This is a genomic window from uncultured Lutibacter sp. (genome assembly GCF_947493565.1).
In the GTDB taxonomy this organism is placed as follows: Bacteria; Bacteroidota; Bacteroidia; order Flavobacteriales; family Flavobacteriaceae; genus Lutibacter; species Lutibacter aestuarii.
In genome coordinates this window covers 1-11,932 of the sequence record NZ_CANLRG010000008.1, presented here as the reverse complement: position 1 = coordinate 11,932, position 11,932 = coordinate 1, and the positions used below count along the sequence as shown (strand labels likewise).

Here is an 11,932-nt window from a genome sequence, read left to right as displayed (position 1 = left end):
GGTAATTAATTTAATGTTTAATAGCCTTTTTTTCATCACGTTTTTTTTGACGTTCTAACTTTTTAAAGTAGCCTCTAAATAAAAAATTGTGTTTTAAGGCTTCTAAATCTTCATTTAGTTTAACACTACTTTCTTTAATATTAAATATAGTTTCATCAATGTTTTTAACCAATATAGTGTCTTTAACTAAATAGTTTAAAGTACCTTCGCTATGTTGTAGCATTGTAATAAAAGCATTTAAATTAGTTATTACAGAGTCCATTTTTTTACTTGATGAATCTAAATTTGTAATTACCGATTTGAATTGGTTGGTAGCAATAGAATCGTTAACAATTAAATTTGCAATACTTTGGTCAAAATTAATTGAAGTAACGATGGTATTTAATTTTGAAAAAGTTTGAGATGCTTCAGCACTTGTTTTGGTTAAATTTAAGATGGTTTGTTTTAAATTTTTTGACAGTTCATCATCTTTAATTAGCATTCCTAAAGTACCTTTTCCTTGATTAATAGCTGTTGTGATTTTTTGAAGATCTGAGGTAAGTATGGCTGCATTTTCATTTGTTGTGTTTAAGGTTTCCAGCATATCATTTGTGTTAATTTTGCTATAGGATTGAATGGTGTCACCTGGTAACAAAGCTCTTGATAAATTTTTATTAGGGGCAATATTTATCACCATACTACCAACCAAACCATCTGAGCCTATGGCAGCTATGGCATTTTTTTTCAGGTGTTTAAGTATTTTTTCTTCAATAACCATATCAACGCAAATAGTGGTGTCATTAATCATAACGATACTTTTTACCGTTCCTACATTGATTCCTGAATACCTAACATTATTACCAAGTTGTAAACCATTTACATTATTAAATACAGCACTTATTTTAAAGGTATTTCCAAATAAATTTTGTTTGTTTCCAATAAAATATAGGGTTAGGATTAATAGTAATGTACTTATTACAATAAACAGCCCTAAATTAAATTTTTGTGTATTCGTTTGTTTCATCATAGTATTATTTAAAAAATGCTTGAACCTTTTCATCTTTTGAAGAGACTAATTCTTTAAAAGTTCCTTCAATATAATTAACACCATCAATTAATAAAATCATACGTTCTGAAATAACTCTGGCACAATCAACATCATGAGTAATAATTAATGATGAAGTACCTTGTTTGTGTTGGATAGCTCTTATTAATTGAATAATTTCCTTTGCAGTTATTGGGTCTAAGCCCGTTGTTGGTTCATCATAAATTATAATCTTCGGTTTTAAAATAATAGCACGTGCTAAGGCTACTCTTCGTTTCATTCCACCTGAAAGTTCATCAGGCATTAAATCAATGGCGTCAATTAATCCTACATTATCAAGTGCCTGTAATACTAGTTCTTCTGTATCAAAATTTTTTTCAATACTTTTTCTTAAGGGAAATTCTAAATTTTCTCGGACAGTCATAGAATCATACAACGCATTTCCTTGAAATAAAAATCCCAGTTCAGTGCGTAGGCTATTCAAATCATTTTGACTTAATGTAGAAATATCTTTTCCCATAATTTCTATAAGACCTTCATCGGGTTGCATCAATCCAACCAAACATTTAATCATTACAGATTTTCCTGAACCTGATTTCCCCATTAATACTAAATTTTCACCTTTATATAATTCTAAATTAAATCCATTAAGCACGTGGTTAGTTCCAAAGCTTTTTTTAAGATTTACAATTTTTAAAATTGGAGATATGTTTGTATTTGGTTTCATAATTTAAATTTCGAAAAAAATGTCAGAAATAAATACCGCAATAAAATCTATAATAAATAATAACATTGAAGAGTAAACCACTGCTGTATTAGATGCTCTACCTACACCAACAGCAGATAATTTAGTATACTAAGTTCAAATAAGAGCTTTAAAATGGACGCTGTAAGAATGCGTTCTTTTGATTTGATATACATTATTTATTAATAATTTATGTTATTATAAAGTATAGATATTTGGCATTTGTTTTAGAGTGTATTTTTCTGGCATATTCTTTAATGCAAAATTTCTGAAACTTGAACCATATTTTAAAACGGCCATTTTAGATGTTTGTCTTTACAATTTAACCAATTTTTCAACTTTTGTTTTTCGAGATTTATGAAAATCAACAAAGGCATCTTCTTCCTTTTTTGAATTGCTAATTGCCTGTGTTAAATAAAAAGCATCTTCAATGGCTTGCGCTTCACCTTGCCCTAAATCTGGAGTCATACTGTGGGCAGCATCTCCAATGAGACAGATATTACCTTTGTGTCAGTTTGTTTAATTTTTGTCAATAGTTTTGGATTTATCTAATCAAATACCTGAAGTGCATTTGGAGGTAACCAAATACCAGCACCTACTGCATCAATAGTTTTAGCTTTTTCGAATAATTTGTATAGGGTTCTTAATTTTTCAAATACTAAAGCTGTAGTAAATCCTCCTATTCCTCCTCCAATTATTGCTTTCATGATTTCTAATGTTTTATTTTAGTCTATCAATCAATATGGCTTTTTCAACAAATTTTCTATGGTCTAAGCTGGTTAGTTTTTCTAATAGATCAAATGATGCAATATAACTTACTAGACTACCATTTGAAGAAATAAATTTTCCATCTTGAACAACCGAAACTTTATTATCGTCTGCCACCATTATATTTGGATAGATTGATTGTAAAGATTCTCCACCACCGCAATAGGTTACAATTTCTTTTCCATCAGCAATACCTGATTCACCAATTAAAAAGGCTCCTGCACAATGACTTGCAATGTAATCAGTTGTTTTATTTTGTTCTTTTACAAAATCAACTAATTTTTTATTGGATGTTTGATCGGATGGATTATAGGAACTAGGAACAACTAAAACTTTTAAATTAGGTATCGCGTTAATCAAATAATCTGGTGTTATCCTTAAACCGAGAGCACTTTCATATACCTTGTTTTCAGCTGCTATTGTTATAACATTGAAAAGATGTCTTCCTTGAATATCTGGATTTGAAAAAACATCTAAAGGTGCTACAACTTCATTAATGATTACTCCATCAAATACTAATATTCCTATTGTTGGCAGGTTTTTGTTAATCAATTTTTCTGTCATTTTTTCTTGTTTTGATGTTTTAGCATTTGTTGTCTTTTCAGAATTATTTTTTGTTTGTTCAGAACAGCTTAAAAGCAGAAAGGTAAGCAGAGTTAATAAGGTTATTTTTTTAATTTTATTATTTTTAGTTTCCAATTATTGTTAATATTCCTATTATTAAAAGCACTATCCAGCCAGGATGTTTTCCCTTTGTACCAACTAAAACCAATAAAGAACTAATGCCCATGGTATAAACGATTGATTGTAAAATAAAATCAACAAATTCTATATTTTGTTGGTTTTTTGTTAATGCTACTTTTATTAATACTGTCCCAATACACCAGCCAAAAATAGATGCCAAATGCCAAGTAGCCCATAATAGTATTCTTAAATGTCGTTCTTTTAATTCACTACTTTCTTTTGATGGCACTAATTTTCCTTTATCCCTTTTGTCGTTAAAAATTAAATACTCCCCAAGAATTGAATGAACAATCCCCAATAAAAAGCATAAAATTCCAGCAGATAAAAAATAGATATTCATTTATTGTGTCATTTTACCAAGGTTATTTTTTTCAGCTTTTTCAAAATAAACTTCCCTTACAAATTCCATGTTCTTCCATAAATAAGTATTTCCCTTTAATCCTTTGGTAGCTCTCATTCTTCTGTTTAATCTTTCTAATTCCTTTTTTGTAGCCTTTCTTTTTTTGTCTAATTTTCCATATAGTTTTATTGCAGGTGGGTTAGGAAATTTTCTTTTGAACAAGGATTTAATCCAAAACCAGCGATTACTATTAACGCCTAATGCACAAATATTTTTATTTAAGTTTTCACATAATGGTAATTTTGATGGAAATTTTTCAAAATAGAAACCTGTTTGATTATCATTTAAAAAAAGCGACCCAATAGGTGTAACTGTTGGGTTGTTATTGGTGTCAACGGACGCAATAGATACGTGAAAATTTGATTTAAAACTTTTATTAAAATGTTGTCGAATGATATTCCAATCCTTATTAATGTCCATTTTGTTTTTTGTTTATTTACGTTTTAAATAGAGTATTGTTATAATAGTTGGTAATAGGAATCCTTTTAGGGGTTTTAAACCTGAAAACATTGAAAGAAATAGTTGGTCAGTTGATTTTGAAACTAGCCAAAATTGTGATAATACAAGCAAGCCAATTCCTAACCACATTCCTATTATTCCAATTTTTTTGTTTTTAACAATTAAAATGAAGGCTAAACTTACTAATATTAATACTCTAAAAATTTTATAATTAATCTTTCATTAAAAGTGGTAGATAAAGTGCTTAAAAAGTTTTCTGAAGCCATAAAGTCAATTCCTAAATAAACATTATAGAGTTTAAAAGAATGATATAAGAAAAGAAAAACAATCAAAGAATATAATATAATCGATGGTATAATTTTTTTTAGCATACTTGATGAAGTTTTTAATCAGTAATTAAAACTTAATAAATGTTTTAATAAGGTCAATTCCATCATCAATGTCTTTATCATTATTTGATGATTTATTTATTTCGTACCAACCTATATAAAATAAATATAGAGTTTCTGCTTTTTGTATTGCCTCACTTTCAGAATAGCCTAACTTCTGAATTAGTTGAGAACCATATATGATTCTTGTTTTTTTAAATTCATTTAATAACTGTTTTAGATTGGAATTTGTTTCGGATTCTTTTCTTAAATAGAACATTAAATCTTTTCTCGATTTATCTCGGAAACCTAAAATTAAAAAACGCTCAAACCTTAATTTGGGATCTCTAATACTATCAATTTCAGTTATAATTGGCTCCATACTTTTGTTATACCAGTACTGAATTATTTCATTTAAAAAATTTTTCTTGGTTTTAAAATGATGGTAAAAACTAGATTTGTTACAATTAAGTTTTTTTGCCATTTGCTCTACATTTATTCCTTGTTTTCCTATAATAGAAAAGTACTCGATTCCTAGTTTTAACCATTTTGTTTTTTCAATTTTAAGTGCAGGCATAGTATTAGACGTATTCGTTTAATGCAAATATATAAAAATTATTGAACGAAAGCGTTTAATTTTGTGAAATTTGGAGACTTTTAATTTTTTACAATAAAACAAGCTAGTAGATCATTTTTTTAACTAAATCAATTCAAATTAAATGATAGTCGTAAAACCACAAAAACTTGATAATCTTACGACTACCAAGTTTTTGTTACTAATTGATTTGTTAAAAAGTCGGGGTGGCAGGTTTAACCACCTTTTTATACTACACTGTTAAACAGTTATTTATATTGTTTTCTGTAATTATACACACCTAATTGCGCACTAAAACTATAAAAAGAACTTAAAAGTTATAATTTGTTTCTCTTTTATATCATAAGTATACAAATTTTACCCAATAAAATTAAAAAATACTTAATAGGTCTATAATTGTTGTGCCAAATAATATTGAAGAATTTACTTGTTTTTTAACTCAGTTCTTTGTTGTAGCCAGTTAATTTTTTTTATTCTGTCTGTAATATGCAAAAAAAGCTTTTATAAGTAAGAATGGAAAGATAATAATAACCGAACCCCATAGGTTGCTTGGTGTAAATGTTTCGGGAAAACTACGTACAACAAAAAACATTAATAAAGCGCCGAGAATAATTGAAATATGAAGTATGAGCATATTAGGTGTGAATATTCCAAAAATAACTATTACTGATTGTTGTGTTCTGTGAAGTAGTATGCGTTCTATAGCTACAAAAATTAGGTTAAGTACAAAAAATGTATTTTTAAAAAACAATATTTGCATATTCATTAACGTAATTTCCTCATTTTTCCAGCTGGATACAAAACCAAAAAAGACTACAATAAATACAAAATATATACCCATTGGGAATAACGAAGGTAAAATAGAGGGCTTTTTAGATAATCCTAAAATGGCATTTGAGTTACTTTTATAAAGTAGGCGGTCAATAATAATGCGCAATACTTCATTGCACCAAAAGAAATAGAGAATATAAAATATGGTGGTTTTTCCATTTAAAATGGAAATAATTGTAAAGAGTGTGAAAACCAAAAAATCCCATTGCGAATAGTGTTTTAGATGTTTTTCAATAAAGGAATGCATTGTTTAGACTAGTTTAAGAATTGATTTTTAGTTTTCTTCGTTTAAGCATATATTGTATAAATAGTATTATTAAAAAAGCAATTATAATACCTGGAAGATACATTACAAAATAGGTTAATAGCATTGGTAAAAAACCATCAACTGTGGGTTTTACCTTATAAGGGTTGCCTAACTTTATGGCTTTATATTCGAGGCCATTTTTAGGTAAAGTTCCTAAACTGTCAATAGATAAGTACAAAGCATTGGTGTTTGAAAGCGTATTATGAAATGAAAATTTAGCTTCTTGAGTATAATAGTTAATCACTAAATTGTCTTTTGGTGTAGGTGAAAAGTGCTGTTTTTCACCTACAAATAGTTTATGTTTTTTGCTAAATTTAAAATGGAAACCTGAAGACATTTCGTTTATATCTGTTGGCAGCAATCCATCCATTAATTGCACATAAAACGTTGCTTTTTCAATTGGTGACTGCCATACACTGCCACTTTCTAACAAGTAAATAAACGCATTTTTGTTATCCACATTATAACCCTTTCTTATTTGCGCATTATTGGTATTTACTATAAAATATACTTCGACAATTTGTATTTCGTTGGGTTGAAACGTCATTTCCCACACTTTCCAATTGTCGCTATATGGCATTGTATTTTTATCATTATTATTAAGCTCTGGATAAGATTGTTTAAGTAGTGGTAGCCAGTTGCCTTTGGCTTTTATTTTAAACGCATTTAATGAATCTATACTCACTTGGTTTAAGTTTGTTTCTCCGCCAGCGTAAATACCATTTACAGGGTATCCCATTTTAAACTGTAAGCGGTCTTTAGTAGTATTGCGAAACCAGTAAACGCCTTTTACAACCGCAAAGCCTTTGTACAACTGAATGTAAATTTGCTCTTGTTGCATTTGCACCTTTTTAAAGCTAAGGGAATCTTCGGGATGTAGCATTGTAAAAACAGTGCCGCCTGCGTTCCAAATACCAGGTTGAGCTGCATTGCTATATAGCTTATGGCTTATAAAAAATATAAGGATGATGCTATATGCTATTTTGAAAAGTCCGGCTTTCATAAATTTTCTAAATATTGTGTTCCTTCATCAACACTAACACCTACTAAGTATTTAAGAAAAGTTGCTTTGTGTAATTCTATTATAGCATTTGCCTTTAGTTTCTTGTATATTTTTTCAGAAACATTAATACTTTCAACATTGGTTGTCACTCTAAATTTAGTAGAGCTAGTATTAGAAGTCGTTGTTAACTTGTCGATTACTTGTACTGTAGTTATTTGTTTTAGATTTCCGTTTCTATTGAATTTTGCATACTTATTAATCAGAATCAGCAATTTAATTGAAGTATAAATAAAGGCGATTATTACAGGAATTAAAAAAATGAATATTCCTTGCCATAGGGTAAACAATAAAATGCTGTAAATAGCTATGTAAATTAATGCTCGTCTTACTTTTTTAAAAAATATTTCTTTTACTAAATCAATTTCACTTTGGCGCATTGGCTTAGTAATGCTTTTACTCTTAAACGGGGAAGAATAAGATGTTTTGGCAGTAATTGTAATTAGATTTTGATTTTTTTCTAAAATAGTAAAAGCTAAAACTTCTTTGTTTTTTGGGCTAGATTCTAAATACACTTTATCGTTAACGTTTACTTTAGCATATTCTGAATAGGGTACACTATGTTCGTTGTTATCAATACTTATATAATAATAGGTTCTGCTAGACTTGTGTCTTGTATTTGTGCCCATTCTTGTATTATAACTTCTTGATTTAGTAGTGTGTTTGTCAACACGTTTATCGGTAATAATACCTGTGTAACAGTGTTTAATACCGCGTTTTAAATCGATATACGTACTCCAGAATAAATAAGAAAAAATACCAGCAAAGAATACCAGAAATATAGAAAACATCACTAAAGGAATCCCACTAAAGTTATCTGGTTTTATAACAAAAAAATAGATGAAAGAAAATATAGCACTTGCAACACCTAAGAACAAAACAGCAAATAAGTACTGTTTTCTAAGTTTATTTCTGTCTTGAGAGGATAGTGGTTTTATTTCAAAATTGTTAGTTGTCATTTTATAAATGTTATGGGATATTTATAAATGTAATATCTTCTTTAAACTCTGAAAATAGGTTTTCATCGAAAGCTGTACTACCTACAACACTGTTATTATTAAAAGTTGTTTTATAAAAACTAACGCTAGAAATGGTTTTAGTTTTTATATCAACTATTGCTTCAGCATATTTTATTTTATTACCCGAAGCATCTTTTTTGTACTTGTAAATTTTTATTTCAAAAGGGATTACTTTGTCTAAATTTTTATTGTAAAATTGCCAAGTTTGGTTACAATGTTGTTGTAAATTGAACGGAAGATTATCTTTGGGTGCTTCTTTGTTAAATCGTTGTATTCCTTTATCTAGTTTGCTTTTAATACGCTCGTCGTCTATAAGTTCAAAACCAATGTATACGTTTTCGTTATAGATATGTGCTTTATAATGGTTTTTTGGCACTATGTAAGAGAAAATCTCTTTATTCTCTAAGTAAAAATGATTGGAAACAAGATTAGGTTTGCCAGCTTGTTTCATAGCATATACCTTTTTATATAAATGTCCTTTTTGGGTATAGTGATGTGTGATGACAGTTTCATCTAAATTACTGCTAATTTTGTGAAGCAAATTGTCTTTATATTCGAATTTTACGGTATTCGTATTTCCGTTATTTAAACGAATTTGCTCATTGCTTAGATGAACATTGTCATCATAGGTGTAGTGATGCTTTTTATTTAGGACAGAATTACTATACTTCCCAGTTTTTTTGTGTAATCTCCCCTTTTTATAAGTGTTTTTTTCTTTTTCCCAAGACTTGTTTTGCTTATTTCGGCTTTCATAGCTTTCCATAGCACCTTCACTGTTAAAGCTGTAGCTACTAATTTTTGATACCACTACACTATCATTTTCAATATTGTAGGTGGTAATTTCAACTTGTTTGGTGTTTGATTCAAATTCATAATCCTTAGCGTTTATTTGTGGTAGGGATTGAGCTAAAAAGGCAGGTGAATTCAATAATAGAATACACAAAAAAAATGGTTTATTAATATATATCATTATTGTTGCTTTTGATTATTCATACGTTGAAAATATTTTGCTTCTTGTCTAAAATAGTCTCTCATATCTTTTGGAGCATTAGCTATTACGTAGTCTAAAGTTTTCTTATCTACTGCCATAACAGTTCTAAAAGCCAAATATTTATTTACATTATAAATTTCGTTCAAAACTCTTAAAAACACTTTGCGGTCTGATTCACCTTCAGCTTTATTTTCTCTAATAACTTGTCCTAAATCTGTTATATGTTTTGAGATATTATCTTGGTTTTTGTTAAATGAATTAATAAATGTCCTGACTTCTGGCGATACTTTTCTACTACCTATATCTACCTTACCTATATACTTGTAATTGCTTTTTTTGTTTGATGTGATATTTGTACTGTTAGTGGATGTATTGCGATTGGCATAATCAACCACTAATTTTCCTTCTTTAAACTCTCCATAGGTAATTAGATTTGTTTTTTTGTCTAATTTTACACCAAGTCCTGTAATAAACCCATTATGTGCAAAAGCACCCTTATAAACAAATGAACTGGTGAAAAATTGTCCAGAATTATTAATTTTACCTAAATCGTCCCAATCGCCCATATAACTATTGCCGTTAGTCCACATATAAGTACCAGCTTTGTATGGCTTACCGTCTTTAAAGAGTCCTTCATAAACATCACCTTGATTGTAGGTGATAGACCCATAGCCATTGGTACAATCTCCTAAACAAGTACCGTTGTTTTTTTTGTTTTGAAAGGCTGTGAGTAAATTGGTAGTTAGTTGACCATTAGTATAAATACCAGCTTCAACAGTTTCTCCGTTTTTCACAAAATATCCATAACCGTGTTGTTTTGTATTTTTCCAATGGCCATAATAGTGTAAGTTGTTCTGTTTCCAGTGGTAAATGCCATAACCATCGAGTTGACCTTCAAGGTAATTACCACTATAAGTGTCGCCATTGGCGTAAATAAACTCTCCGTAACCGTTAAGTTTTCCGTTTTTAAAAAAACCTTCTACTTTTGCACCGCTTTCATAAGTATATGTCCCATAACCGTCTGTACAATTTCCTGATGTGCACGAAGTGGTTGATGATTTCTTTTGAGATGTGTTTATATTATTGTTAATGGTGGTTGTAGCTAGCTTATCATTAGAATAATCAAAAATGCGGCCTTTGTTAAATTGCATTGGTTTTGCATTGCTATAATCTTGAGCAACATAAGTAGCTACGCCATTTACAGCATATACTTGGTCTTGTGAGTTAGCAATAAAACCTTTGGAAGTTACAGGTACTTTTTTTCCCTTATGATAAAATGCAATGCGTGACTTATCTTGGTTTAGTATATACCATACTTCACTGCCTTTATTTGTCATAGAAATGGCTGGGTATGCCGTGGTTCCATTATTTGCACCATTACCAAAAGCATTTTCAGCAAAGTATACGTCATCACTTTTGGCATCAGTTATAATAATATTTCTATATTCGGTTTTAACCTCCCATTTCCTATTGGAAAACATACCGGTCTTTCCTTCTTCTATACAAATTGCAGTTTTTCCATCGCTCACAATTATGTTTTGTACGTTAATTAAAGGCTTAAAGGGTATTGAATTATTTAAGGAAATACTCTCATCAAAGGCATTTGGGGCAATGTAATAGGTAGACGTTAAAGGATTGAAAAAAATATAATCATTATTGAATCTGCCAAATAAATTTGTGTTGTCTAATTTTCCGTTAATATATAAATAAGGTATTGCAAGCCCTCCTTTTAAATTTTGATCTCCTGTTGTCTTTTTTAGTATTGCATTTTTGTTAAAATCCTTATATTCACTATGGTAAATAATACTTCTTGTGTATTGTTTTATTAAATTACCTGCAGCAGAGGTTTCTGTCCTATTAATCCAGTTGCCTTTTTCATCGTATTTGTATTTAAAAAAGGTTTTCTCACTGTTTAGGGTTAACTTTCTTGCAGTTAATAAGCCATTTCTGTAGTATTCTATTTTAGTGGTTGGTGCCTTATCTGTTGTTGTAGACACGATAGTTACCATAAGTAAGTCATCTTGTTTTTGGTAACTGTATTCGATAGTTTGGTAGGAATATGTTGCTTTTATTATTCGGTTATAGTTGTCATATTCATAAATTCTATCCTCATCGTTTATTAAATTTCCATTTGCATCGTATGTAGCCACTGTTGTTTTTCCATCAGAATAGGTATAAGCAATAGGTCTGTTTTGTTGGTCTCTTTTTATATGATAAATGTTATCAAAATCTAGCGTATTACCATTAACATCGTAAAAGGAAAAATATTCTTGAAACACATCTCCTTTTAGTTGCGTAGTTTTTAAGTTAGCACCTTTTGGTAATGGGTTTACTGGGGCATTTTGCCAATCTATATTTTGTGCAAATGCAAATGAGAATAAATTAACCAGTGCAATTAGTAAGATACTCTTATGCTTCATAAACGTTTACTTTGGGTTGGTAATTTAAAGTAGTTATGTGGTTTGAGAAATACGATATATTACGTATTTTTCTGTTTATATAAATGAAATTCTTTTTTTTCATTTGTTCATTTTTTAGTTTGTTTTGTATTATACTGATATAGGTTGACCATTTTTTTGTTAATTATTTTTTTCTTAAATAGTCAGATACTGTAAATTTTG

The 11,932-nt window shown here is 29.3% G+C and carries 13 protein-coding genes and 1 pseudogene; all 14 read right to left on the bottom strand.

Annotation, left to right across the window (positions count from 1 at the left end; genetic code table 11):
* Window positions 1–10: 10 nt before the first annotated feature.
* Entirely contained in the window at window positions 11–1,006 is a 996-nt protein-coding gene (locus Q0714_RS10870; RefSeq protein ID WP_363317272.1) for an MlaD family protein, read from the bottom strand.
* 4 nt (window positions 1,007–1,010) lie between these two features.
* Entirely contained in the window at window positions 1,011–1,751 is a 741-nt protein-coding gene (locus Q0714_RS10865; RefSeq protein WP_298264893.1) for an ABC transporter ATP-binding protein, read from the bottom strand.
* Between the two features lie 3 nt (window positions 1,752–1,754).
* A pseudogene (locus tag Q0714_RS10860) lies at window positions 1,755–1,865 on the bottom strand (ABC transporter permease); the annotation flags it as partial.
* A gap of 219 nt (window positions 1,866–2,084) precedes the next feature.
* Complete coding sequence (locus tag Q0714_RS10855) at window positions 2,085–2,237, bottom strand: hypothetical protein (RefSeq protein WP_298264891.1); 153 nt, start codon at window positions 2,235–2,237, stop codon at window positions 2,085–2,087.
* A gap of 80 nt (window positions 2,238–2,317) precedes the next feature.
* Window positions 2,318–2,476 (bottom strand): hypothetical protein, encoded by a 159-nt coding sequence (locus tag Q0714_RS10850; RefSeq protein ID WP_298264889.1) that lies wholly within the window; start codon window positions 2,474–2,476, stop codon window positions 2,318–2,320.
* A gap of 13 nt (window positions 2,477–2,489) precedes the next feature.
* Window positions 2,490–3,101, bottom strand: coding sequence for a DJ-1/PfpI family protein (locus Q0714_RS10845; RefSeq protein ID WP_298264887.1), 612 nt, complete (start codon window positions 3,099–3,101; stop codon window positions 2,490–2,492).
* 124 nt (window positions 3,102–3,225) lie between these two features.
* On the bottom strand, window positions 3,226–3,621 hold the full coding sequence (locus Q0714_RS10840) for a hypothetical protein (RefSeq protein ID WP_298264885.1): 396 nt from the start codon (window positions 3,619–3,621) through the stop codon (window positions 3,226–3,228).
* Window positions 3,622–4,101, bottom strand: a complete 480-nt coding sequence (locus Q0714_RS10835; RefSeq protein ID WP_298264883.1) for a hypothetical protein — start codon at window positions 4,099–4,101, stop codon at window positions 3,622–3,624.
* A 435-nt stretch (window positions 4,102–4,536) separates the two neighbouring features.
* Window positions 4,537–5,085, bottom strand: coding sequence for a TetR/AcrR family transcriptional regulator (locus tag Q0714_RS10830; RefSeq protein WP_298264881.1), 549 nt, complete (start codon window positions 5,083–5,085; stop codon window positions 4,537–4,539).
* A 478-nt stretch (window positions 5,086–5,563) separates the two neighbouring features.
* Window positions 5,564–6,181: a hypothetical protein gene (locus Q0714_RS10825; RefSeq protein ID WP_298264880.1), complete on the bottom strand. Its 618-nt coding sequence runs from the start codon at window positions 6,179–6,181 to the stop codon at window positions 5,564–5,566.
* Between the two features lie 13 nt (window positions 6,182–6,194).
* Window positions 6,195–7,244, bottom strand: a complete 1,050-nt coding sequence (locus Q0714_RS10820) for a hypothetical protein (protein ID WP_298264878.1) — start codon at window positions 7,242–7,244, stop codon at window positions 6,195–6,197.
* Window positions 7,241–8,260 carry a hypothetical protein gene (locus Q0714_RS10815; protein ID WP_298264876.1) on the bottom strand — a complete coding sequence of 340 codons (1,020 nt, stop codon included), beginning with the start codon at window positions 8,258–8,260 and terminating at the stop codon, window positions 7,241–7,243. Before Q0714_RS10815 ends, Q0714_RS10820 begins: the two co-directional genes overlap by 4 nt.
* Window positions 8,261–8,270: 10 nt before the next feature.
* Window positions 8,271–9,290, bottom strand: a complete 1,020-nt coding sequence (locus Q0714_RS10810; RefSeq protein WP_298264874.1) for a hypothetical protein — start codon at window positions 9,288–9,290, stop codon at window positions 8,271–8,273.
* Entirely contained in the window at window positions 9,290–11,731 is a 2,442-nt protein-coding gene (locus Q0714_RS10805) for a hypothetical protein (RefSeq protein WP_298264873.1), read from the bottom strand. The genes Q0714_RS10810 and Q0714_RS10805 overlap by 1 nt, the downstream gene beginning before the upstream one ends.
* Window positions 11,732–11,932: the final 201 nt, after the last annotated feature.